The sequence below is a fragment of the Arenibacter sp. F20364 genome (genome assembly GCF_023015905.1).
Classification (GTDB): domain Bacteria; phylum Bacteroidota; class Bacteroidia; order Flavobacteriales; family Flavobacteriaceae; genus Arenibacter.
Map to the genome: position 1 here is coordinate 221,696 of NZ_JALKBD010000004.1, position 24,302 is coordinate 245,997.

Sequence of the window (24,302 nt, forward strand, 5' to 3'; positions counted from 1 at the left end):
TTTATATTCAAAAACAAGCCCACATGACAGGGCGTTGTCCTATTTATTTTATATAAAATTAAGCAATAAATGACGAAAGCGGAAAAAGTAAACTTTACCATAGAAACTTTACAAAAAATATATCCGACCATTCCAGTTCCTTTAGACCATAAAGACCCTTATACACTGCTGATTGCAGTATTAATGTCCGCGCAGAGTACCGATGTAAGGGTAAATAAGATTACCCCTATACTCTTTGCCAAGGCCGACAATCCGTATGACATGGTGAAAATGACAGCTGATGAAATTAGGGAAATTATTAAACCAGTGGGACTCTCCCCTATGAAATCCAAAGGAATTTACGGTCTTTCCAGAATCTTGATTGAAAAATATGACGGACAAGTACCACAGGAAATAGAGCTTTTGGAACAATTACCTGCAGTAGGTCATAAAACAGCAAGCGTGGTGGTCTCCCAAGCTTTTGGCATACCGGCTTTTCCGGTAGATACCCACATACATAGACTTATGTACCGCTGGGGGTTTTCCAATGGTAAAAATGTAGTACAAACGGAAAGGGATGCGAAAAGATTATTCCCAAAAGAATTATGGAACGACCTTCATTTACAGATAATATGGTACGGAAGGGAATATTCCCCTGCAAGAGGGTGGAATTTGGAAAAAGACGTGATAACCAAGACTATAGGAAGAAAAAAAGTTCTGGACGCCTACTATAAAACAAAAAATCCCAACTAAAAGTTGGGATTTTTTAATCTAGTTTAAATTATTTTCGAATTGAATATTGTTATATTCAACTATTTGCAAAGATTTGGAATAGCCAATCAAAAACTTAATAGTTTCCGGACTTGCTTTGGCAAGTTTACACTTGTTTTGATTCTCAGAGTAAATTTTTTCCATAGGATTATAGTATTGTTATGTTAAGATAACGCTACTAAAATGGAAATATTGTTCGGTTCGTCCTATGACCTATTAATTCGTTAAAACGATATTGTGTTTTTCTATTATTTTTCTAAGGTTGATAAGCGCGTATCGCATTCTTCCCAAGGCCGTATTGATGCTAACCCCAGTGTTTTCTGAAATTTCCTTAAAACTCATGTCCCTGTAAATACGCATTAAAAGAACTTCTTTTTGATCGTCCGGTAATTCCTCTATCAATAAGGTCAAATCAGAATCTATTTGATCTTTGATAAGCTGCTTTTCTACATTTAGTTTATCGTCACCAATTACGGAAAAGATATTAAAATCATCATTTCCCTCAAACATTGGCATTCTTTTGTTTCTTCTAAAATGATCAATTACCAAGTTATGGGCAATTCTCATAACCCAAGGCAAAAACTTGCCTTCCTCGCTATAATTTCCCTTTTTCAAGGTTTTAATCACTTTGATAAAGGTGTCCTGAAAAATGTCCTCTGAAACATCCCGGTCCAATACCTTGGAATAAATAAAGCTACTAATACGTTGGTTGTGCCTGTTGATCAAAACCTCTAAAGCTTTTTCATTACCGTTAATGTAATCCTTTACTAATACTGAGTCATCTATTTGCAGTTCCATACAAATTATTGTTTTTGGTTAAACTAGGGGGCCTCCCCTTTCGGTTCGGACTTTTTGTTATTACTTCTTCTTTGGATGAAGACTATAAATCTTCATTGTTAATTAGTAACAGGATAAAAGTATATAAATGGTAAGCTGTGCAAAAAACTATGTTGTAAAACCCCCGTTAATTGATGTCAAATGCCAATTTTCTTGTTTTACGCATAATAATTGGCCAAAAATGAAGTTAGACGGCCCAAAAAAATTACTTGTAAGACTATTCATTATTGTCAGTTGCTGGAAATATATAATTACCTATATATTAATGTATAAAGAAAACCCTCTACAGATTATCTTTATGGGAGTCGTGTAAAGGGAATTAAGTCTGTAAGAAATTCTTTGAAAGTGTATTATAAGTTTGAAGCTATAGAGGTAGTTCAATTTTTAAGGCATATACCTGTATAATGCCAATGTCTTTCTGAAGGTGTTGCCCATTAGTTCATATTGGTGCACACAACCTATTGGCAAAATAGCCGGAAGAATCTAATTTAAGCAATGCTCCTGCAATTCATCATTGCATTTATCGCTTTTAATGATATATAATGATTTAGAGTAATTCAACAAAAAATCTATCTTGGACCTACGTGTCGACATTAGTTTACAATTGTTCTCTGTAGTAACGTTGAATTTCTCCATAATAATATATTGCTATTGTCAAATAACGCAAGTGTTATGAAGAAATTAACGAAAGGCAGTTATAAAGCCTATTAATTCGTTAAAATAATGTTGTGCTTTTCTACAATCTTCCGAAGATTGATAAGTGCATAACGCATTCTACCCAAAGCGGTATTAATACTGACACCTGTATTTTCAGAAATTTCCTTAAAGCTCATATCCTTATATAAACGCATTTCCAAAACTTCCATCTGATCTTTTGGCAATTCTTTGATAAGTAAGGTCAGATCCTGATCTATTTGATCTTTAATTAGTCGCTTTTCAACATTCAACTGATCATCGCTAATTATAGAGAAAATATTGAAATCATTATTGCCTTCAAACCTTGGCATTCGTCTACTCTTCCTAAAATGGTCGATTATTAGGTTATGGGATATCCGCATAACCCAAGGTAGAAATTTCCCTTCCTCGTTATAATTACCTTTCTTTAAGGTTCTAATAACCTTTATAAAGGTATCCTGAAAAATATCCTCAGTAATTTCCCGATCTTGCACTTTGGAATAAATAAAACTGCTAAGTCGTTGATTGTGACGGTGGATCAATGCTTCCAGGGCTCTTTCGTCCCCGTTCATGTAGTCTTTTACTAATACTGAATCCTCTATTAATAGTTCCATACAAATTACTTTTTTGAGGCTAAAATGACATACCTGTTATTTTCACAAGTGCATTTAAGCAAAATTTTAAAAAAGTAATTTTGTTACGTATAGGCTATTTAGGGTTTATTATGCATCAAATATAAAAAAAAATAAATCGATTCAAAGCACTTTCCCTGCTTTGAATAATATTTAATTGTAAGACAAAGGCTACTAGCGAATAAAAATCACATATCGTATCTTTGCAAACTTAAATACGAGCATGACCACAATAACAGACGTTAATCCCAAGCATAATATTATAATTAAAGGGGCAAAGCTCCATAATTTAAAGAATATAGACGTTGTAATACCACGTAATAAACTAGTGGTCATTACCGGATTATCGGGTTCGGGGAAATCCAGTCTGGCCTTCGATACCCTTTATGCCGAAGGTCAAAGAAGATATGTAGAAAGTCTATCCTCTTATGCCAGGCAGTTTTTAGGAAAATTGGACAAGCCAAAAGTGGATTATATTAAAGGTATAGCTCCGGCAATCGCCATTGAACAAAAAGTAAATTCTACCAATCCTAGGTCTACCGTTGGGACCACTACGGAAATATATGACTATTTAAAATTAATGTTCGCACGTGTTGGCCGTACTTTTTCCCCTATATCCGGCAGCGAGGTTAAAAAACATACCGTTTCGGATGTAGTGGAACATATAAAGACCTTTGAAGAAGGTACCAAACTACTTTTACTTGCTCCTATTAAAATTAGTGAGGATAGAGATCCCTATAAATCGCTCCAATTGTTCTCCAAGCAGGGATTTGCAAGAATATTGTACAACGGAGAGGTTACCAGAATTGATGAGGATTTAAAAGAGGTAGGTCGGGAATTTAAACTTGTGGTAGACCGAATTATATATAAAAATGACGAGGATTTTTTTAACCGGTTGGGCAATGCCATCGACACGGCCTTTTTTGAAGGAAAGGGCGAATGCATAGTTCAGGAACTAGCAACCGGCCAAAATACCCAATTCAGCAATAAATTTGAATTGGACGGAATGCAATTTCTAGAACCCAATGTTCATTTGTTCAGTTTTAACAACCCATACGGTGCCTGTCCCAAATGCGAGGGCTATGGGGATGTTATAGGTATAGATGAAGACTTGGTTATTCCCAATACCTCTTTGTCCGTATACGAAAACGCTATTTTTCCATGGCGCGGGGAAAGTATGGGATGGTATAGGGATGAATTGGTAAATGCGGCCTACAAATTTGATTTCCCAATCCACAAACCCTGGTATCAGCTTTCCGAAGAGCAAAAGCAACTAGTTTGGGAAGGGAACAGCTATTTTACCGGTATTCATAAATTCTTTGGAGGCCTGGAAGAAAAGAGCTATAAAATACAGAACCGGGTCATGCTGTCCCGGTATCGCGGTAAAACCAAATGCAGTACCTGCAAAGGAAGGCGTTTACGGAAGGAAACCGACTTTGTAAAAGTCTCTGGAAAATCCATTTCCGATCTTGTGGAGTTGCCTATTGAAGATCTTATCAGCTTCTTTAAGGAAATTAACCTCAATTTCAACGAGGAGAAAATTGCCAGTAGATTACTTAGGGAAATAGAAAGCAGATTGGGATTTCTGCATAATGTTGGACTTAGTTATTTAACCTTGAACAGAAAATCCAATTCCTTGTCCGGAGGAGAAAGTCAACGAATAAATTTAGCCACCTCATTGGGAAGTAGTTTGGTAGGCTCCATGTATATTTTGGACGAACCCAGCATTGGTCTTCACCCAAAGGATACCGAAAACCTGATTACAGTGCTGAAATCTTTGCGCGACTTGGGCAATACCGTAATTGTGGTGGAACACGATGAGGACATTATGAAAGCGGCGGACGAGGTAATCGATATTGGCCCGGAAGCGGGCACGCATGGAGGTGAGGTGGTTGCATATGGAACTATGGATGAAATTCTTAAATCCAATTCCCTTACTGCGGCCTACCTTAATGGTAACATGGAAATTGCAGTACCCAAGACAAGGAGACCTTTTAAAAATTACATAGAAATAAAAGGAGCTAGGGAAAATAACCTCAAAAATATAGATGTTACCTTTCCCCTTAACATCTTAACGGTAATTACCGGGGTATCGGGCAGTGGAAAAAGTACTTTGGTGAAAAAACTGTTGTACCCCATAATTCTAAAGGAACTGGGAGGATACGGAGAAAAAGCCGGACAATATAGCTCCATGGAGGGGAAATTTCAATCCTTAAAACACGTAGAGTACGTTGACCAAAACCCCATTGGTCGATCTTCCAGATCCAACCCTGTTACCTACATTAAGGCTTATGACGATATCCGTAATCTTTTTGCCAACCAGAAATTAAGCAAGCTAAGAGGCTATCAGGCCAAACATTTTTCTTTCAATGTTGATGGTGGTCGGTGCGAAAAATGCAAAGGAGAAGGAGAGATTACCGTGGAAATGCAATTTATGGCCGATGTACATTTGGAATGTGAAACCTGTCATGGAAAAAGGTTTAAAAAAGAAGTGTTGGAAGTTAAATTTGAAGATGCCAATATAGATCATATCCTTAATATGACCATTGACGATGCCGTGGCTTTCTTTGACAAGAACAATCAATCCAAAATTGTAACCAAACTGAAGCCACTTCAAGATGTTGGACTTGGATATGTAACCTTGGGACAATCTTCCTCTACCCTTTCCGGGGGTGAGGCACAGCGCATTAAACTGGCTTCATTTTTAGTAAAGGGCAACACCAAGGACAAGGCCCTGTTTATTTTTGACGAACCTACTACGGGTCTCCATTTCCACGATATTAAAAAATTGCTTAAATCATTTGATGCATTAATAACCAAAGGACATTCCATCATTGTAATAGAGCATAACATAGACTTGATCAAATGTGCCGATTACATCATAGACCTTGGACCTGACGGAGGCAATAAGGGAGGACAATTATTAGTGCAGGGAACCCCAGAAATGGTGGTAAAGAACAAAACTTCCTATACGGCCAAGTATTTAAAGGAGAAATTGTCCCATTAGCCTAGCAAGCAAAACAGATAGGATATGAATTAGTTGTCCAGTATTGTTTTTAGTTATTATACTTAACATTAACTGCTGCCTTACAGTTTTCATATCCCCCGTCTGATTACTGAAGACTGCTTACTGATTACTGAAGACTGCCTAATTCACTGTTCACTGCTTACTGAAAACTGATAACTGAAGACTACCTATTGGCTCTCACCTTTTAAAATTTCTCTGATCACAATTCAATAAGTAAAAATAATAAACAGTTGATAATCAATAGTTTAAAATCAATTTTAAATTTTTGGCATGCTGTTTGGTATATAGATATTGAATGTAAATAGTTGCATTCTAAATTAAAACCTTATATCATGAGAAATTTAATACTCCTTTTTACAGCGCTTATATTAGGTACCTCAGGTATCAAGGCAGCTTCAACGGAAGATAAGGTTGCCACAAGCAATACTTATAGAAATAATAACTCATTTATTTTTGTTGAAAGTGGCATCACATTTTCAGTTTACCCAGATGGGGAGTTCGATTTCTATATTGACAATAGAGGTGGTGTGAATGCCAATGTAAATTTTGGACACACCAATATCACATTTAATTCTGGCTACGATTACAACCCATACGTACAGTATGACGACTACGGTGCGGTTATCCAAGTAGAGAACGTTCCCGTGTACTATGACTACTATGGAAGAGTAACGCAAATTGGGGATGTGGATATCAACTATAACAGTGGTAGGGTTTCAAGAGTTGGTGGTCTTTATGTGTATTATAACAACCGTGGACTTTACAGCCATCATAGGGGATTTATAAATATATACAACAGGCATTATGTTTACAGCCCTTTCCATAGCTATTTCGTAAGACCGGCTTTTGGCTTTGGTTTGGTATTCAATAGTCCTTACAGACGGTATTATCAACCAATAAGATACACCTATTACAAGCCATATCACTACAACAAGCGTAGGGCTTATGCCAAGATTGGCCACCAATATAAGTATAACAGGGCAGCTCATTACAAGAGAAGCTCCCATTACAGAAATGACAAAAGGGTGGCCGTAAGGGACCATAGGTATAGAAGTAACAGTAACATAAGATCAAACAGATCTGTAGCCAGTAGAAAAGATGGCTTAAGAAAAAGTAATAATGTATCCAGAAGTACAACATCCAGAAATAACACTATTTCTAGATCCACAACCCAGCGTAGTAACAGTAATGGGAATAGTACCATAAGGAGAAGCACCACGGTGAGAAGCAATTCCCCAAGTGCTAGAAATAACAAATCCATTTCCCGAAGTTCTTCAATTCGCACCAACGACAAGGGCAATGCCCAGAGAACTGTAAGAAGAACAACCACTACAAGGAGTAGTAATGGAACCGGGAGTTCTGTAACCAGAAGCAAATCGGTAGTGAGGAGACCTTCCGGAAATACTAGAACAACGGTAAAAAGGGAAGTGAGCAAAAGCCCTAGAAATACTTCGGTCAGAAGAAGTTCTTCAAGTAGAAGTAATAGTGGTTCAACTGTAAGGAATACGTCCGTAAAACGACCAAATATACGGTCTACAAGTCCAGCAAAGAGGTCGGTGGCAAAGTCATCCTCCAAGAGTGCAAGACAAGTCTCAACTGCTTCCTCCAGAGGAAGAAGTTCTAGAAGAAATTAAAAATAGTTTTTAGGTTGGTTAGTTGTTTAGCCCCGTAGCGAATTCGTTCCTGCGGGGTTTTATTTTGTCTTATTTTTTACTTCCAAACTTTCCTAAATAAAATGAGATTGCTCCATATACATCTTCGGATATTCTAAAGCGGTATAAGACAAAAATATAACAGAATAGGACCAAAACACTCTTTAGGGCTATATTCACCAGCGGATGGAAAGGAAAGGATATATAGTAAAAAACGCCCGATAGCATTAAAAGAAGAAAGACAACTTTAAGAGTCTCCTTGGTAATGGGCTGAATACCAAATTTTAGCTTCACAAAACCCAATTTTATAGTATTATAAATAAAAAAAGCCATAAAACTAGCAATGGCCGCGCCATCCAAGCCGTATTTTGGAATTAGCCAAAGGTTCAATAAAATGGTTAGAAAGGCCAATGCAACCCCCATAAGAAGCAGTGCCCGATAATAGTCGGAATTGTACATTATGGCATTGTTGTTCCCCAATAGCGCATCATAGACCCTGGCCACTCCTATGATAAAAACGATTACATATCCACCGCGATATGAATCGGGCAGTAAATTGTACAAATCGTTCAGGTTTAAAATAATTAAAATAAATATGAGTCCGGAAACTATAAACAAAGTCAGTGAACTTTTTTGATATAGTGTTTTAAGGGCTTTGATATCCTTTTTATACAATATTTCCGCAGTTAAAGGATAGGTAATATTGTGCATGGACCGGGACGGAACCGCAATAACGGTTGCTATGTACCCAGCAACACTGTAATAGGCCACATTTTTAATTTCTATGAACTGATTTATCATTACTTTATCTACCTCCAACAGAACGATAGCTGCAGATCCGCCCAATATAATAAGAGTACTATAACTTATAATTTCACGGGTGTTGGAAGGAAGATTGAAATCTAACTTTAGGTTGAGCAATCTTAAGGCATAGACCTGCATGATAAGGGTCCTAAGAATATACATCCCTACCAGGGCATTGAGAAAGGTCAATACCGAAATTATTTCAAAATAAATCAGCAAAAGCAGCAGGGTAACCACTATTCTGCTGAATACTTCCTTCATGAAGTTCCCGAAAACCGACTTCATTTGAACCTTGGCCCAGGCGTAAAACACCTCAAAATAAGCCATTGCCACACCTATAATAAAAATATGCCACACATATCCTTTCACAATTGGGTTCTCCTTGGACAAAAAATCACCAATTGTTTCATTGGCCAGATAGGAAATGGCTCCAATAGGCACAATAAGCACCAGAGGAAGTAACACCATTAAGGTCAAAAACCCATCCTTAGCACTAAGCCCTTGGAAACCAGAATAATATTTGACCATGGCATTGGGAATCCCAAATGCCAATAGAGGCATTAAAACCGATGATGCCGATAATATTACATTAACCAATCCAAAATATTCGTCAGTCAAAAACCTTGTGTACAGAAATAGCAGGTTCAATGCTCCTATGGCAAAGCCACCATAGGTAATCAAAGTATTGTTTAAAGATTGTTTTAAGACTATTCCCATGCTAAATACTTGGACAACTTTCCAGTTAATTCCCTTCGATGATACTGCTCAACCTCCGCAAAAGGCAATGCCAATTGTTTCTTTTTATAATCTTGAAACCATTCCAACAAAGTACTTTTCATTTCGTTGTACTGTTGGTAATCAAAGGTCTTGCCTGTATTGGACCCGGCGATAATTTCGCCTACATCCCAATTGCTAGGGCCAACACCCAAGATAGGCCTTTTTGCGGCCATATATTCAAATACCTTTCCTGGGATAATGCCTTGAGTCTCTTCAGAATCTATCTCTATCAACAATAATACTTGGGACTTCCTTTGATATTGGACAGCTTTATCATGCGAAAAATAGCCGAGTAATTTGGTGTAAGGTTGAAGACCATAAAAATAGATACTTTCCAAAACATCAGAACTAATAACACCTGCCAATTGCAATTTGAAACTCTTTTTAAAATCAGGGACTTCGTAAATTAATTCCGATAGTGCCTTCCAAAGGTTCAAAGGGTTTCTACCGGTAAGCAAGGATCCAATATGGGAAATGGTGAAATCATTATCCAAGGTCACGGGATTACCCTCAATGGTGTCATACCCATTGGTAATAACGGTAATAGGCTTTTGGGTTATTTTGGAAAACTCCCGTTGTGTAGAATCACTGGTCACTATTATTTTATCGGCTTCATTCAGTACCAAGTGCTCCAGCTGTTTGTGCTTTGCTTGGGAAGAAACGCTAAGTTTCAATTTTTTGTGATAGCCAATAGAAGTCCATGGATCCCTAAAGTCGGTAATCCATCTAACTTTGTTGCGCTTTTTTAATTCAAGACCTATAAGATGTAGACTATGTGGTGGACCGGTGGTTATAACAGTTCCTATCTTTTCCTTCTCGATGACATCCCCCAAAAATTTGACCGAGGGTTTTATCCAAAACTTTCTTGCATCGGGAATAAACAGATTACCACGTATCCATAACAACAATTTTTCCAAGCTGGATTGATTTTTGGAATTGATGATACCTGCACTGATCTGCTTGGTCTTCTTCTTCGAAAAAAATCGAGCAAAGCCATAGGGCTCAAAAATTGGCTTCTTATACACCTTTATTCCCTCAGGTATCCCATCCAATAATGATTCGTCTATAATGGGATAATTAGGGTTTTCCGGAATATAGACTATAGGTTCTATTTCAAAATCCCTAAGGTACTTCACAAATTTCAACCATCGCTGTACTCCCGGTCCACCTGCCGGAGGCCAATAATACGTGATGATGAGTACCTTCTGCATTAAGCCGTTGGTTTTTTCCGAGATATCCAAAAGGCATGGCCAATTCCAAAAAATAGTACCAGTACCAAGAGTATGGAACTAGCCATGGTTATATTGCCTCCGGTTTTAATGAGGCTAGGCTCAAACTTAAACTCGATCTTATGCTTGCCTGCCGGTATCTCCAAGGCTCTTAAAACGTAATTCACTTCAAAATGTTCCTGTAAACTACCGTCAATATAGGCATTCCAACCATGTGGATAGTACATCTCTGAAAATACGGCAATCCCTGGATGGCCATTATTGGAACTATACGTTAAATGATTGGGCTCATATTGGGTAAGCCTTATACTCGCCGTAGAGTCGGTTTTATAGTTGAGCTCATTCAAATTGGCAAACTTCGATTTATTAAAAACCGCCCTGTGCTTCACATCCAATGTATTCAATGCCATTATTTCGTCATCGGCATTATATACCGGTACCAATTCGTTAATAAACCATGCATTGCCATTGGCATCGGGATTTATTGCGGGATACGTCCTGCCCTCTTCATCTTGCTGCATCACATATTTAACATTGAGCATACTTAGCACCCTAACATTGTTTTTGGAAATATGGAAGTCGAACAAATTCTGCATTCCAGCCGGTTTAGCGGCGTGATACCCCCAGATGGACTGGTGAAAGTAAGCTGTGCGGCCTCCCCCTCCGATCTCTGAAGGGTCGTACACCCTAAAAACGGTCGTATCTTGGGCTATCTGTCGATCCGCATCTGTCTCCTGAAAGGGTTCCAGCATTCTTCGTTTGGCTACAAAATCGTCCTCATTTACGTAACGCTTCGCAACGCCGACCAAATCGAACACTACCAGCACACCCAAGAGAATAATTACCAAATTTTGTTTTAATATGTCCTTTAAAAAGAACCATATTACCAATACTGCCAGGGCAACGTAGATCAGCGACCTAAATATGTCCGAATTATAAACGGCCTTGCGATCGGCTATAATAAGGGATACGATGTCATCGCCATAATACTGCCTATAAGTTTCATCGCTCTGCCCTGCAAAGCTGAACATTCCCTTTACCAGGAAAAGAACTACGCCAAGGCCTAAGGCAATGAAAAAAGTTAATTTTAGATCCTTTAGTTTCTTAGAGGCATCCACTTTATTATCAAAGAGTTGTACCAAGGCCAAGACGGCCATTACAGGAACGCAGAGTTCAAGAATGACCTGAATGGATGAAACGGCCCTAAATTTATTGTACAACGGAAAATAATCGATCATTACATCCGTGAGGAGTCCAAAATTTTTGCCCCATGAAAGAAGGAGTGCCATTATAGCACCTCCCAAAAGCCACCATTTTGCTTTTCCCCTTACCAAAAATAGGCCCAGAATAAAGAGAAAGAATATTACGGCCCCTATATAAGCCGGAGCGGCAACAATAGGCTGATCTCCCCAATACAGTGGCAAGGCACTGGTGAAATCCAATGCTTTGGTCCTGGATATGCCATTTTCGGTCAAAAAGGCATAGGTTTTGGAATCGGCGCCCAAATCTTCGCCACCAGAACCACCGAAAAGCCTGGGCACAAACAAATTCAAGGATTCTACAATGCCGTAGCTATATTGGGTAATATATTCCCTATCCAGACCGGAACCGCTTTCTTTGGGCTCTCCATTCGCATTTATAGTAAGATCGGATGCACCTCTCGTACTCCAATCGGCATACTCCTTGGTAGCCATTAAGCTAGTAGCATTTGCTGCTATTCCTATCAAAACCGCCAAAACTAGGATTCCGACCGAAATACCAAAATGTTTCAATTTTTTCTTCTTTATGGCATCCACTAAATATACAACCCCAAGTATAAGAACCAATAACATAAAATAGTAGGTCATTTGATAGTGGTTGGCGCCCACTTCCAAAGCCATGGCAATGGCGGTTAACAGGAACCCCCAGAGGTATTTCTTCCTAAATACCAAAATAATTCCCCCCAACAGCATGGGCATATAGCCAATGGCATGTGCCTTTGCATTGTGTCCTACCCCTAATATAATGATCATATAGGTAGAGAAACCAAAGGCCAGAGCTCCCAATACTGCCAACTTATAATCCACCTTGAGACAAGATAGCAAAATATAAAACCCGATAAGATATATAAAAAGGTAATCTGCAGGCCTAGGTAAAAACCGGATAATCCTATCCAATTTTTTTACATAATCATGCGGATAATAGGCTCCCAATTGATATGTAGGCATTCCGCCGAAGGCTCCATTGGTCCAATACGGCTCCTCCCCAGTTTTCTTTCGAAAATCATTCTGTTCCTTGGCCATGCCCGTAAATTGGACGATATCGGATTGTTCTATCACTTTCCCTTGTAGAACGGGATGGAAATAGGCCAGAGCGACAATTATAAAAAATACGGTTACAAAAAAATGGATAAAAAAGGCTCTTAGACCGTTTCTCATGTTTGGTTATGGTAAATGGTTATTCAATTTCCTCAAAATCTATGTATTCTCCAACATTTTTTGAGCTGTTCTTTTTCTTGGTCGTTTTCTTATCAATTATAACTTCACCTATTTGCCCTTCATCCTGGGCTTGCTGATCGGCAAAGCCCTCAAACCTTTCCTTAAAATGTTCCTCTGTCTTCTTTGCCGCGTACCTGAACAATTTAGGAGCAAACCATTTCGCCAGAATTTTAAGCAAATAGTATACTAAGAGTACAATTAGTATCGTTTTTAAAAAACCCATAATAAGTTGACAAATTTTATATCAAAAGTACAATTCTAACGTTGTATTAATAGTGCAAAAGTCTTAAAATAATAATAAAATAGTACCTATGGAGTATAATGTTTCACCGAAACGCCTTTTGAAAATACTAATATTTGGAATTTTCAGCATTCCAATGGTCGCATTTTCACAATACACCGATGTCATCAACTCCAACCGCCCTGGACTATCCGTAAGTGCGTATGCTATTGGCACCAACGTTTTACAGGCCGAATTTGGCGTTGCTTATGAACAACAGGATCACTCAAAGCTAGCTACCGAATCCAATATTTTTGGAGCCGATCTGTCATTGCGATATGGTTTGTTTTTCGAGACTTTGGAATTGAATTATGAAGGTACTTTCGACAATCAAAATAAAATATATACCAACACAGGGGTAGAAATCAAGAACACTGATTTTTCCAGAAATAGGATAGGCTTAAAATTTTTAATTTACGACCCTTTTAAGAATCCGGAAAACAACAAGCCAAATCTTTATAGCTGGAAGGCCAACTATGGTTTTAAGCTAAAAAACCTAATCCCTGCCGTATCGGTCTACGCAGGAGCCAATTTTGTATTGGGTGACAATCCCTTTTACCGTGGCGACCCCACGGTTTCCCCGAGGGTAATGGTTGCCACACAAAGCAGGCTCACCCCTAGATTTGTACTTATTTCCAATATTGCCTATGACAGATTGGGCACTGATTTCCCGGAATGGAACTATACGGTATCCTTATCCCACGCCTTTAGAGACCCCAAATGGAGTGTCTTTGTAGAAAACCAAGGGATAAGAAGTGATCGGTATTCGGACGTACTATTACGAGGTGGTGTTGCCCATTTGTTGGGTGAAAATATGCAAGTGGATATGAACTTGGGCGCTAGTTTTAAGAATACACCGAGTAGAATTTTTGCTACAATGGGATTCTCCTATAGGATAGACATGCACAAGGACAAGGTGAAGGCCATAACGGATCAAAAAGCTGGGGAAAACGGCGGGCCCATTAATAAGAACGCCATGAAGAAAAAGAAAAAAAAGAAAAATAAAGGTTCCGGTGCTGAGGATATAGATTTAGGGCCTACAAAGAAGCAACTTCGAAAATTAAAGAAAAAGGAAAAGAACAGGGACGATTCTGAAATTGATTTCTAACAAAATAACTCTTGTCCTTTTTCCTATAGATTAATATTGCTAATATTGACCCATACAAGAAACATGGTATGGTTACTCTAAAAGAAGCAAAAACAAAATCGGAACTTAAGGATTTCGTAAAATTTCCTTTTACACTTTACAAGGATTCCCCGTATTGGGTCCCTCCAATCATTAATGACGAACTGGAGTCCTTTGACAAAAGCAAAAATCCTGTTTTTAAGGATGCCGATGCATGGTTTTATCTAGCTTATAAAAACGATAAGATCGTTGGTAGGGTCGTGGCCATTGTAAATAGATTGGAAGTGAACCAACAGCAGGTAAAAAAGATGCGTTTTGGTTGGTTCGATTTTGTGGATGACTTTGAAGTTACAGAGGCGCTGCTCAATAAGGTGTCCGAAATAGGAAAGGAACACAAGTTGTCCTACATGGAAGGGCCTGTAGGTTTTTCCAATCTGGACAAAGTAGGTGTCCTAACCGAAGGGTTTGATGAGATAGGCACCATGATTACCTGGTACAACCATCCTTACTATGTTGATCATTTTGAACGCTGTGGGTTTGTAAAGGAAAAGGAATACATGGAAAATAAATTCCCCTTTAGCAATGCGGAGCCCAAATTCTTTCAAAAGGCCAACGAACTGGTACGAAAACGCTACGGCGTAAAGGAATTGAACTTTACTAAAACCCAGGACGTTATGCCTTGGGCAGATAAGATGTTCGATCTTTTTAACGAGACCTATTCCTCCCTCTCTTCTTTTGTCCGTATCACCGACATCCAAAAAGAATACTTTAAGAAAAAATACATCAGTTTTATCAATCCCGAGTATATCAAATTTATATTGGATAAGGATGACAAATTGATAGCGTTCGGAATAGTAATGCCTTCATTTTCCAAGGCCTTGCAGAAAGCGAAAGGAAAATTGTTCCCTTTTGGCATATTTCATTTGCTGAGTGCAAAGAAAAACAGCAAAGAGGTAATATTTTATTTGATCGGGGTACTTCCGGAATACCAGAACAAAGGTGTTACAGCAGTAATGTTCAATGAGTATTACAAGACTTTTAAGGCCAAGGGAATAGAAAAATGTGTTAGGACACCAGAATTGGAGGAAAACGTGGCCATTCGCCAATTATGGAAACATTTCGACCCAAAAATATATAAGCGAAGAAGGACCTACAAAAAGGATCTTTAAACGGATCCAAGGGGCCGAATTTCAAAAAAATTCCAAAACTAAAAAAAACCAACTTAAATAATAAGTTGGCTTTTTTTATGTAAGTGGAAATAGTTCTATTCTCCCATCGCTGCCGCTACCGCCGCAGACAGCCTTTTGTAAGTACCATTCTGTAATCGCTCACGTATTACAGAGAAGGCCTCCAAGGTTTCGGATACATCCTGTAAGGTATGTGTGGCCGTTGGAATCATTCTTAAAAGAATCAAGCCCTTAGGAATTACCGGATACACTACAATGGAACAGAAAATACCAAAATTCTCCCTTAAATCCTTTACCAATGCCATGGCTTCTGGAATACTACCGTTAAGATATACTGGTGTAACACAGCTAGTGGTGGTACCTATATCAAAACCTCTTTCCTTTAGTCCGTTCTGCAATGCATTAACATTCTCCCAAAGTTTGGCCTTAAGTTCTGGTTGGGTGCGTAGCATATCCAACCTTTTTAGCGCTCCTTTCACATAAATCATTGGTAATGATTTGGCGAACATTTGAGACCGCAAGTTGTATTTAAGGTATTCTATAATCTCTTTATCCGCAGCCAAAAAAGCTCCGATTCCGGCCATGGATTTGGCAAAAGTTGCAAAGTAAACGTCTATATCATCCTGTATTCCCTGCTCCTCACCTGCTCCGGCTCCGGTTTCACCCAAGGTTCCAAAACCATGTGCGTCATCTACGAACAATCTAAATTTATACTTTTTCTTTAGCGCAACAATTTCCTTAAGCTTGCCCTGCTCCCCACGCATTCCAAAAACACCTTCGGATATTACCAAAATACCTCCTCCGGTCTGTTCTGCCATTTTAACGGCACGATCCAAGTTTTTCTCAAGACTTTCAATGTCATTATGCTTAAAGGTAAAACGCTTACCCATATGTAAACGTACGCCATCTATAATACAGGCATGAGCATCAACATCGTAAACAATAATATCATCTTTGGAAACCAAAGCATCAATGGCAGAAACCATTCCCTGGTACCCAAAGTTCAATAAATAAGCAGATTCCTTTTTAACAAAAGCCGCCAATTCCTGTTCCAATTGTTCGTGGAATTCGGTATGACCACTCATCATTCTAGCCCCCATGGGAAAAGCCGCACCGTACTCCAATGCTGCCTCGCCATCTACCTTCTTCACTTCCGGCAAATTAGCCAATCCCAAGTAATCATTAATACTCCAAGTGATTACTTCCTTTCCTTGAAACTTCATCCTGTTGGATATAGGACCTTCCAATTTAGGAAATACAAAATATCCCTCAGCTTGTGAGGCCCATTTTCCTAAAGGACCTTTATTCTCGATAATTCTGTCAAATAAATCTCTCATCTAGACTACGTTGATTATTAGTGCAAAAGTATATATTTTTAATATGCATATGCAACTTATTTAATACATAAAAAGCAACGACTTATGAACCGTTGCTTTTTACATCATAAATTTTGCATAACCTTTACTTTACAAATTCTATTTTTTGAGGTTCTTCAACATTTTTACTATCAAAGAAACCTTGGTCGGCCATCCATTGGTCACTGTATATCTTACTCATATACCTGGAACCATGATCTGGAAAAATAACCACCACATTGCTATTTTCATTAAACTCCCCCATTTCTTCCAGTTGCCTTACGGCCTGCATTACAGCGCCACTTGTGTATCCTACAAAAAGGCCTTCTGTTCTGGATATCTCCCTAGCGGTATGGGCACTTTCTTCGTCGGTAACCTTAATAAATTCATCTATTACCTTGAAATTGGTGGCAGTAGGGATCAGGTTTTTACCCAAACCTTCAATACGGTATGGATAAATTTCCTTGGTATCCAATTCCCCTGTCTCATGGTACTTTTTAAGAACGGAACCATAGGCATCCACACCTATTACGCGGATATTCGGATTTTGTTCCTTTAGATACTTAGCGGTTCCGGAAATGGTCCCTCCCGTTCCACTACAAGCTATTAAATGGGTAATGTGCCCATTGGTCTGTTGCCAAATTTCAGGTCCCGTACTTTTATAATGGGCATCGGCGTTTAAATCGTTAAAATATTGATTGATGTATATAGATCCCTCCGTTTCTTCATGCAACCTTTTTGCTACTTCATAATAGGATCTAGGATCATCGGCACTTACGTGCGCAGGACAAACATATACTTTGGCCCCCATGGATCTCAGCATATCTATTTTATCCTTGGAAGATTTTGAACTTACGGCCAAGATGCATTCATAGCCTTTTATGATACTGATCATGGCAATGCTAAATCCCGTATTCCCTGAAGTGGTTTCTATAATGGTACTCCCCTCCTTTAAAATTCCCCTGCGCTCCGCCTCTTCAATGATGTAAAGGGCAATGCGATCTTTGGAAGAGTGTCCTGGGTTAAAACCTTCCACCTTAGCGTAAAAATTACCTTCTAAGTTGGCAGCTATTTTATTTAGTTTGATTAATGGGGTGTTTCCTACAAGTTCTAGGAGGTTGTTATAAGCGTTTATCTTATGTTCCATAAACAGTTTCTAGGTTTAGAACTTATCGACATCTAATTAATTTATGTCAATATTCATAGGACAAAATTAGTCTTTTTTTTTGATTATCGAATTTTATGCTCTAAATCTAACAAAAATGCATATTCTTTTGCCACTTCTTTTAGCGATTCAAAACGGCCTGAAGCACCGCCATGACCCGCATCCATATTAATATTGAACAACAATAAATTATTATCGGTTTTATACTCCCTAAGTTTGGCAACCCATTTTGCTGGTTCAAAATATTGCACCTGGGAATCGTGAAATCCAGTAATAACCAGCATATTTGGTTGCAATTGTCGGGATACATTGTCATATGGCGAATACGATTTCATATAATCATAGTATTCCTTTTCATTGGGATTGCCCCATTCATCATATTCCCCTGTAGTCAGTGGAATGGTATTGTCCAACATGGTCGTAAGCACATCCACAAACGGTACGGCTGCAATAACACCGTGATAGATTTCCGGGCACAGATTGACTATAGCGCCCATTAAAAGTCCACCGGCAGATCCTCCCGAAGCATAAAGGTGTTCGGCACTTGTATACTTTTGATCGATCAAAAATTTGGAACAATCAATAAAATCGGTAAACGTATTGATCTTGTTCAGCAATCTTCCTTCCTCATACCACTTTCGCCCCAGATACTCCCCGCCCCTAACATGGGCTATGGCATATATAAAACCTCTATCCAAAAGACTTAAGCGTACAGTGGAAAAATAGGGATCTATAGTATGCCCATAAGAGCCATAAGCGTATTGCAATAACGGACTTGAACCGTCCAATTTTGTGTTTTTGTGATAGACCAATGAGATAGGAACTTTTTTGCCATCTCTGGCCGGTGCCCAAATTCGTTCGGAAATATAGTTTTCCTTATTAAAATTTCCGCCCAAAACCTCTTGTTCCTTTTTAATCTCCTTTTCCTTGGTCCTCATATTGAAATCGATGATGGAACTAGGGGTAGTCATGGAATTATACCCATATCTGAGAATTTCAGTGTCAAAGTCCGGGTTGGTACCTACATAGGCCGTATAGGTTTCATTGTCAAAGGGCAAATAATAGCTCTCCCCAGTATCCCATCGCACAATCTTCAACTTATTTAAGCCATTCTCGCGCTCGGACAACACGTAGTAGTCATTGAACATCTCAATATCTTCAAGTAAAACTTCCTCCCTGTGTGGAATAAATTCTACCCAATGTTCGGCTTCGGTCTGGTCCTCTGGGGTGGTCATCAATTTAAAATTGGTTGCCCCTTCCATATTGGTCAGTATATAAAAATTGTCTTCGTAATGGGTTAGGGAATATTCCAACCCCCTGACCCTTTTTGAAAACACATGAAATTCTCCATTCGGATCATCCGCCCTAAGAATTTGAAATTCACTGGTCAATGTACTGGAAGAACCAATAACTATAAATTCTTTTGATTTAGTTTTGTATACGAAGGTGGTAAAGGTTTCGTCCTCCTCGTGAAAAACCAGTTCATCCTCCTCTGGAGATGTCCCCAGTATATGCCTATAGATATTATTGGATCTAAGGGTAACAGGATCTTTTTTGGTATAAAACAAAGTCTTATTGTCATTGGCCCATACCGAGCTGCCCGTTGTGTTTTCTATTTTATCCGCAAATATCTCTTGGGTGCGTAAATTTTTTATTTGTAAGGTGTATTGCCTACGGGAAACCGTATCCACACCAAAAGCTGCCAGTTCGTTGTTGGGACTTATGGACAAGCCCCCCAAGTTAAAATAATCCGACCCCTCCGCCATAAGGTTGCAGTTGAACATTATTTCCTCAACGGCATCCTCGTTTTCAAAACGTCTGGCAAAAATGGGATACTCTTTCCCCAACTCATACCGGGTAGCATACCAGTAGCCATTGAACTTATAGGGCACTGAGGAATCGTCTTCCTTGATCCTGGACTTCATCTCCAGGAACAAATTGTCCTTAAGGTCATTGGTGTGGCCCGTCATAGCCTCGTAGTATGCGTTTTCCTGTTCCAAAAAAGCAGTAACCTCCGGGTTTTCCCTTTCGTTCAACCAATAGTAATCATCTATTCTTACATCATTGTGCTTTATTAATTGCTTCTCAATTTTTTTTGCACTTGGTGCTTTTAATTCCCGCTGCATGAGTGTGGTATGTTTTATAAGAAGCGCAAAAATAATATTTAAATGCAACCGACCTGATTAATTATGAGCTTTATCCATAATTATATTGACCAAACCATTAGCAGGCCCCATCAATTACTGTCACCTTTAATTCCAATATATCCCAATCATTTTAGTAATTTTGTCTTATCAACTTTTTAAATTTAAAGTTATGTTTGGAGATATGATGGGCATGTTGGGAAAATTAAAGGAAACCCAGGAAAAAGTAAAAGCCACTAAGGAACGAATGAATACCGTAATACTTGACGAGAAATCTCCGGATGATTTGCTCAAAGTAAGTATAACGGCCAATAGAACAATTAAATCCATCACTATAGATGATCGACTTTTACAGGATAAGGAACAACTGGAAGATTATTTGATCCTTACCCTTAACAAGGCTATAGAAAAGGCCACAACTATTAATGAGAATGAATTGGCAGCTGTTGCCAAGGAAGGAATGCCCAACATTCCTGGAATGGATTCGTTTTTAAAATAAATTTCACTAAGTTTATCACAGCCTTTTTAATCAAAACTTGCACCAATGAAGTATGTATTCTTCCTAGTATTGTTTCCTTTCCTTTTAAATGCTCAAAATACCAGTAGCAACATTCAGGAAACAGATTGGCTGACCGATTACGAGAATGCGCAAATAGTTGCAAAAAAAACCAATTCCAACATTCTTATGTACTTTACGGGCAGTGATTGGTGCTCTCCCTGTAAGGCTTTAAAAAAAGACTTGTTCGATACTAGCCAGTTCAAGGAAGTGGCCAAGGACTATGTACTTCTATATGTGGATTTACCCAGAAAGAAAGAACGTCTTAGCCCAGAAGAAATGAAACAGAACAAGGCCTTATTATCCCAATGGAACAAAAAGGGCATTTTTCCACTTATTAGTTTGGTCAGTGCCGAAGAAAAAGAAGTGGCCTCACTTTCCGGTTATGGTTCCAAGATGGATGTGGAGAAGTATTTGGATTTTCTCAGAAGGAATAGAAAAATGTAATTTTAATCCAAAGCCGTTTCCTCCTTTACCAGGTAATCTAAAATTCTTTTTTTTCTAAATCCAAATTTAAAATCTGGTATTACCAATTATTTGGCTATTGCCAAATACCTTATTCTAGCCGACAAAATCCTATATTCCCGTCCTCAAAAAGGCGAAATTGACCTAAAATTGATTATAATTGTAAGGGTAATTTTATTGCCGAAAACCTTAATTAACAATTATAAAATTCTCCTTTATTATGACGGACAATTATTTTAAGACCTATCCGGACAAAAATGGTTTTTTTAAAGAGTATGGCGGATCCTTTATCCCGCCCGTTCTTGAAGAGGAAATGAAAAAAATTACTGACGCTTATTATTCCATAAGCAAATCGCATAATTTTATTTCGGAACTACGCAGCATTCGCAAACACTATCAGGGTAGGCCAACTCCGGTTTATTACTGCAACAGGCTCTCCGAAAAATACGGGGGAAGAATATATCTTAAACGAGAAGATCTAAATCATACAGGGGCACATAAACTCAACCATTGTATGGGTGAGGCGCTTTTGGCAAAACACTTGGGCAAAAAGAAACTAATTGCAGAGACAGGAGCCGGACAACACGGTGTTGCCTTGGCAACCGCAGCTGCCTATTTTGGGTTGGAATGTGAAATACACATGGGAGAAGTGGATATTGCAAAGGAACATCCCAACGTGGTTAGGATGAAAATCCTAGGCGCAAAAGTAGTACCCGTTTCCCATGGCCTAAAAACATTAAAGGAAGCCGTGGATTCTGCCTTTGAAGCATATTTAAAGGACCCTATAAGTACCATATATTGTATAGGCTCTGTGGTTGGACCACATCCCTTTCCAATGATGGTGCGGGATTTTCAGCGTGTAGTAGGCATTGAAGCCAAAGAACAGTTTGTTGAAATGACGGGGGAATTGCCGGATAGGGTGGTAGCCTGTGTAGGCGGGGGAAGTAATGCCATGGGGATATTCTCCTCCTTTTTAGAGGAACCGGAATGTACCTTATACGGTGTTGAACCTGGTGGCCGCTCCTTGGAGTACGGTGAACATGCCGCCACTATGACCTTGGGCAGCCCTGGAGTAATCCATGGTTTTAAATGTTATATGTTGAAGGACGACAAAGGGGAACCTGGCGCAGTACATTCCGTTGCCAGTGGCTTGGATTATCCTGGAGTGGGCCCTGAACACAGTATGCTAAAGGATCTTAAAAAAGTAACCTATGACGTTGTTTCGGACCAGGAAACAGTGGATGCCTTTTTTGAATTAAGTCGCATGGAAGGAATTATCCCTGCCTTGGAAAGCGCCCATGCAGTGGCCTATGCCATTAAATTGGCACAACAGGATCCACAGTCCTCCATTTTGGTCAACCTAAGTGGCAGGGGTGACAAAGATCTGGATTATGTGGTAGATACCTATGGGCTGCCCGAAGATCGGGAATAATTTTCAAACCTATATGGAAGGGCGTCCAAAGGCTAAAACCCATAGCTATTTTGGCGCCTTTTTTTTGAGGAAACCAATAACAGATGTACCCATTTTTTGAGGCCCATCCAAGCCGCTCTGAGAACTTTAGGGATTGTACCCAACTTCGCCGAGAATTTGCAAAAAGGCATTCCCTATCCTTCCAAATGGATACAATAAAAACCGCTCCTACCCCTTGTGCAGGCTTCTATCTCCCTTGTTGGAAAAATATTTAGATATGGTGTTTAAAATTAAAGATTCACATTTTTTTGTGTAACTTTAAAAAAAGTTGCCATAGGCTATGCTACAAATAAACAAGGAATCTGATACCACCTATACCTTCAGTCTGCAATCCGAAAGCGGACAGACCCTTCTGACCAGTATTGCCTTCAAAAACAGGGAGGAGATTGACGAGACCATTGCCAGTCTTAAGGTCCTAATTGGGCAATCTTCGGTTTTTGAGCGCAAGACCGACTATAACGGCAAATTTCTTTTCACCATGAAGAATAGTGGAGGCAAAATTATTGGCCACTCTATGCTTTATAGTTCCGAGGCCGGAATGGAAAATGGTATAAAAAATTTAAAAACAAGTATCTCTCTTTTACCTGATGCTATTGGCTTATAATTTTGAAAGAACATCCAGAAAAGCTTCGTGCATGGCATCGGTATAATCCAAATGGGTAACGATACGCAGTTTTTTTTGCCCCATACCTATAATTTGAATATTCCTTTTTCTCAGTTTGTCCAAAAAATCATCAGTGGTCATTTGCTTTTCATCGATCTCGAAAATAACAATATTGGTCTCCGTAGGTTCCACCTTTTTAATGTACGGCAAACCGTTCAACAGCAAACTTATTTCCCTGGCCTTCCTATGGTCCTCCGCCAATCGTTCCCTATTATTTTCCAAAGCATAAATTCCGGCTGCCGCAAGATAGCCCGCTTGTCGCATGCCACCACCTAGTACCTTCCTAACCCTAATGGCTTTGTCAATATGCTCCTTATCCCCCAACAAAACGGAACCTACGGGACATCCCAGCCCCTTGCTTAAACAAACACTTATAGTATGGAACAAGGCCCCGTAATCCATGGGCGCTTCATTTTTGGCAATCAGGGCATTCCAAAGTCGTGCTCCATCCAAATGATATTTTAATTGATGCTTGTCACAAACCTTTCCAATGGCCCTCAATTCCTCCAAGTTGCAACAGGCCCCTCCACCTTTATTCGTGGTATTCTCAATACAAACCAAAGATGTTAAAGGGCTATGATAGAAGTCCGGCGGATTAATTACTTCCTCGACTTGACTTGCTGTCATCATTCCTCTATGACCATCTACCAATCTACAGGAAACACCACTATTAAAGCTTACCCCTCCCCCTTCATAATTATAAACATGGGCATACTTATCACATATTAACTGCTCCCCCTGTTGGGTATGCAGCTTAATAGCTGTTTGATTGGCCATGGTACCACTTGGAAAAAACAAGGCGGCTTCCATTCCGAACAACTTCGCCATCATTTTTTCCAGCCTATTCACTGTGGGATCATTTTTAAAAACATCATCACCTACTTCAGCTGCCATCATAGCTTGAAGCATTTCCGGGGTGGGTCTTGTTACCGTGTCACTGATTAGGTTTATCTGCATAAAGGGTAATAATTATATGAATTGAATTCAACCTAATGAATTAAGATTCTAAAATTATATAAAACCTACCA

The 24,302-nt window shown here is 39.1% G+C and carries 19 protein-coding genes; 9 read left to right on the top strand and 10 right to left on the bottom strand.

Going from position 1 to position 24,302, the window contains the following annotated elements; all coding sequences use genetic code 11:
- Positions 1-69 precede the first annotated feature (69 nt).
- A complete protein-coding gene (gene nth, locus MWU84_RS04910; protein ID WP_246898925.1) occupies positions 70-732 on the top strand; it encodes an endonuclease III in 663 nt (220 codons plus the stop codon).
- Between the two features lie 234 nt (positions 733-966).
- Here the strand turns inward: nth and MWU84_RS04915 are convergent, their stop codons facing one another.
- Together MWU84_RS04915 and MWU84_RS04920 are read right to left on the bottom strand one after the other, a co-directional pair.
- Positions 967-1,548, bottom strand: coding sequence for a sigma-70 family RNA polymerase sigma factor (locus MWU84_RS04915; RefSeq protein ID WP_031444405.1), 582 nt, complete (start codon positions 1,546-1,548; stop codon positions 967-969).
- Between the two features lie 746 nt (positions 1,549-2,294).
- Positions 2,295-2,876 (bottom strand): sigma-70 family RNA polymerase sigma factor, encoded by a 582-nt coding sequence (locus MWU84_RS04920; protein WP_246898927.1) that lies wholly within the window; start codon positions 2,874-2,876, stop codon positions 2,295-2,297.
- A 241-nt stretch (positions 2,877-3,117) separates the two neighbouring features.
- Here MWU84_RS04920 and uvrA point away from each other — a divergent pair, with 241 nt between their 5' ends.
- Both uvrA and MWU84_RS04930 read left to right on the top strand, forming a co-directional pair.
- Complete coding sequence (uvrA, locus tag MWU84_RS04925; protein WP_246898929.1) at positions 3,118-5,901, top strand: excinuclease ABC subunit UvrA; 2,784 nt, start codon at positions 3,118-3,120, stop codon at positions 5,899-5,901.
- 353 nt (positions 5,902-6,254) lie between these two features.
- A complete protein-coding gene (locus MWU84_RS04930) occupies positions 6,255-7,556 on the top strand; it encodes a hypothetical protein (RefSeq protein WP_246898931.1) in 1,302 nt (433 codons plus the stop codon).
- 69 nt (positions 7,557-7,625) lie between these two features.
- On the opposite strand, the gene MWU84_RS04935 is transcribed toward MWU84_RS04930, so the two are convergent.
- The 4 genes from MWU84_RS04935 to MWU84_RS04950 are packed head-to-tail and all read right to left on the bottom strand — an operon-like array spanning position 7,626 to position 13,084.
- Positions 7,626-9,095, bottom strand: coding sequence for a polysaccharide biosynthesis C-terminal domain-containing protein (locus MWU84_RS04935; RefSeq protein ID WP_246898933.1), 1,470 nt, complete (start codon positions 9,093-9,095; stop codon positions 7,626-7,628).
- Positions 9,086-10,366 (bottom strand): glycosyltransferase family 4 protein, encoded by a 1,281-nt coding sequence (locus MWU84_RS04940; RefSeq protein ID WP_246898935.1) that lies wholly within the window; start codon positions 10,364-10,366, stop codon positions 9,086-9,088. Before MWU84_RS04940 ends, MWU84_RS04935 begins: the two co-directional genes overlap by 10 nt.
- The gene (locus tag MWU84_RS04945) at positions 10,366-12,801 is read right to left on the bottom strand and encodes a YfhO family protein (RefSeq protein ID WP_246898938.1); all 2,436 of its coding nucleotides are present in this window, start codon (positions 12,799-12,801) and stop codon (positions 10,366-10,368) included. Before MWU84_RS04945 ends, MWU84_RS04940 begins: the two co-directional genes overlap by 1 nt.
- 19 nt (positions 12,802-12,820) lie before the next feature.
- Entirely contained in the window at positions 12,821-13,084 is a 264-nt protein-coding gene (locus MWU84_RS04950) for a DUF4834 family protein (protein ID WP_246898941.1), read from the bottom strand.
- A gap of 88 nt (positions 13,085-13,172) precedes the next feature.
- Here MWU84_RS04950 and MWU84_RS04955 point away from each other — a divergent pair, with 88 nt between their 5' ends.
- Both MWU84_RS04955 and MWU84_RS04960 read left to right on the top strand, forming a co-directional pair.
- Entirely contained in the window at positions 13,173-14,249 is a 1,077-nt protein-coding gene (locus MWU84_RS04955) for a transporter (RefSeq protein WP_246898945.1), read from the top strand.
- A 68-nt stretch (positions 14,250-14,317) separates the two neighbouring features.
- Complete coding sequence (locus MWU84_RS04960; RefSeq protein ID WP_246898947.1) at positions 14,318-15,436, top strand: GNAT family N-acetyltransferase; 1,119 nt, start codon at positions 14,318-14,320, stop codon at positions 15,434-15,436.
- Between the two features lie 95 nt (positions 15,437-15,531).
- Here the strand turns inward: MWU84_RS04960 and MWU84_RS04965 are convergent, their stop codons facing one another.
- The 3 genes from MWU84_RS04965 to MWU84_RS04975 all read right to left on the bottom strand — a co-directional run bounded on the left by MWU84_RS04965 (position 15,532) and on the right by MWU84_RS04975 (position 20,100).
- The gene (locus MWU84_RS04965) at positions 15,532-16,791 is read right to left on the bottom strand and encodes an aminotransferase class I/II-fold pyridoxal phosphate-dependent enzyme (RefSeq protein WP_031444414.1); all 1,260 of its coding nucleotides are present in this window, start codon (positions 16,789-16,791) and stop codon (positions 15,532-15,534) included.
- Between the two features lie 124 nt (positions 16,792-16,915).
- Positions 16,916-17,956 (bottom strand): cysteine synthase family protein, encoded by a 1,041-nt coding sequence (locus tag MWU84_RS04970; RefSeq protein ID WP_246898948.1) that lies wholly within the window; start codon positions 17,954-17,956, stop codon positions 16,916-16,918.
- A gap of 83 nt (positions 17,957-18,039) precedes the next feature.
- A complete protein-coding gene (locus MWU84_RS04975; RefSeq protein ID WP_246898949.1) occupies positions 18,040-20,100 on the bottom strand; it encodes a S9 family peptidase in 2,061 nt (686 codons plus the stop codon).
- Between the two features lie 190 nt (positions 20,101-20,290).
- Here MWU84_RS04975 and MWU84_RS04980 point away from each other — a divergent pair, with 190 nt between their 5' ends.
- The 4 genes from MWU84_RS04980 to MWU84_RS04995 all read left to right on the top strand — a co-directional run bounded on the left by MWU84_RS04980 (position 20,291) and on the right by MWU84_RS04995 (position 23,214).
- Complete coding sequence (locus MWU84_RS04980) at positions 20,291-20,617, top strand: YbaB/EbfC family nucleoid-associated protein (RefSeq protein ID WP_246898952.1); 327 nt, start codon at positions 20,291-20,293, stop codon at positions 20,615-20,617.
- Positions 20,618-20,662: 45 nt separating this feature from the next.
- On the top strand, positions 20,663-21,121 hold the full coding sequence (locus MWU84_RS04985) for a thioredoxin family protein (protein WP_246898954.1): 459 nt from the start codon (positions 20,663-20,665) through the stop codon (positions 21,119-21,121).
- A 238-nt stretch (positions 21,122-21,359) separates the two neighbouring features.
- Entirely contained in the window at positions 21,360-22,571 is a 1,212-nt protein-coding gene (trpB, locus tag MWU84_RS04990) for a tryptophan synthase subunit beta (RefSeq protein WP_246898957.1), read from the top strand.
- A gap of 319 nt (positions 22,572-22,890) precedes the next feature.
- Complete coding sequence (locus MWU84_RS04995) at positions 22,891-23,214, top strand: YegP family protein (RefSeq protein ID WP_246898959.1); 324 nt, start codon at positions 22,891-22,893, stop codon at positions 23,212-23,214.
- Here MWU84_RS04995 and MWU84_RS05000 read toward each other — a convergent pair.
- Positions 23,209-24,231 carry a GntG family PLP-dependent aldolase gene (locus tag MWU84_RS05000; RefSeq protein WP_246898961.1) on the bottom strand — a complete coding sequence of 341 codons (1,023 nt, stop codon included), beginning with the start codon at positions 24,229-24,231 and terminating at the stop codon, positions 23,209-23,211. The two genes, MWU84_RS04995 and MWU84_RS05000, sit on opposite strands and share 6 nt — an antisense overlap.
- Between the last annotated feature and the right edge of the window lie 71 nt (positions 24,232-24,302).

Bases quoted from the DNA above. Each gene is read 5' to 3' on its own strand.
- nth (WP_246898925.1), top strand. From the start codon at position 70: ATGACGAAAGCGGAAAAAGTAAACTTTACCATAGAAACTTTACAAAAA.
- MWU84_RS04915 (WP_031444405.1), bottom strand. From the start codon at position 1,548: ATGGAACTGCAAATAGATGACTCAGTATTAGTAAAGGATTACATTAAC.
- MWU84_RS04920 (WP_246898927.1), bottom strand. From the start codon at position 2,876: ATGGAACTATTAATAGAGGATTCAGTATTAGTAAAAGACTACATGAAC.
- uvrA (WP_246898929.1), top strand. From the start codon at position 3,118: ATGACCACAATAACAGACGTTAATCCCAAGCATAATATTATAATTAAA.
- MWU84_RS04930 (WP_246898931.1), top strand. From the start codon at position 6,255: ATGAGAAATTTAATACTCCTTTTTACAGCGCTTATATTAGGTACCTCA.
- MWU84_RS04935 (WP_246898933.1), bottom strand. From the start codon at position 9,095: ATGGGAATAGTCTTAAAACAATCTTTAAACAATACTTTGATTACCTAT.
- MWU84_RS04940 (WP_246898935.1), bottom strand. From the start codon at position 10,366: ATGCAGAAGGTACTCATCATCACGTATTATTGGCCTCCGGCAGGTGGA.
- MWU84_RS04945 (WP_246898938.1), bottom strand. From the start codon at position 12,801: ATGAGAAACGGTCTAAGAGCCTTTTTTATCCATTTTTTTGTAACCGTA.
- MWU84_RS04950 (WP_246898941.1), bottom strand. From the start codon at position 13,084: ATGGGTTTTTTAAAAACGATACTAATTGTACTCTTAGTATACTATTTG.
- MWU84_RS04955 (WP_246898945.1), top strand. From the start codon at position 13,173: ATGGAGTATAATGTTTCACCGAAACGCCTTTTGAAAATACTAATATTT.
- MWU84_RS04960 (WP_246898947.1), top strand. From the start codon at position 14,318: ATGGTTACTCTAAAAGAAGCAAAAACAAAATCGGAACTTAAGGATTTC.
- MWU84_RS04965 (WP_031444414.1), bottom strand. From the start codon at position 16,791: ATGAGAGATTTATTTGACAGAATTATCGAGAATAAAGGTCCTTTAGGA.
- MWU84_RS04970 (WP_246898948.1), bottom strand. From the start codon at position 17,956: ATGGAACATAAGATAAACGCTTATAACAACCTCCTAGAACTTGTAGGA.
- MWU84_RS04975 (WP_246898949.1), bottom strand. From the start codon at position 20,100: ATGCAGCGGGAATTAAAAGCACCAAGTGCAAAAAAAATTGAGAAGCAA.
- MWU84_RS04980 (WP_246898952.1), top strand. From the start codon at position 20,291: ATGTTTGGAGATATGATGGGCATGTTGGGAAAATTAAAGGAAACCCAG.
- MWU84_RS04985 (WP_246898954.1), top strand. From the start codon at position 20,663: ATGAAGTATGTATTCTTCCTAGTATTGTTTCCTTTCCTTTTAAATGCT.
- trpB (WP_246898957.1), top strand. From the start codon at position 21,360: ATGACGGACAATTATTTTAAGACCTATCCGGACAAAAATGGTTTTTTT.
- MWU84_RS04995 (WP_246898959.1), top strand. From the start codon at position 22,891: ATGCTACAAATAAACAAGGAATCTGATACCACCTATACCTTCAGTCTG.
- MWU84_RS05000 (WP_246898961.1), bottom strand. From the start codon at position 24,231: ATGCAGATAAACCTAATCAGTGACACGGTAACAAGACCCACCCCGGAA.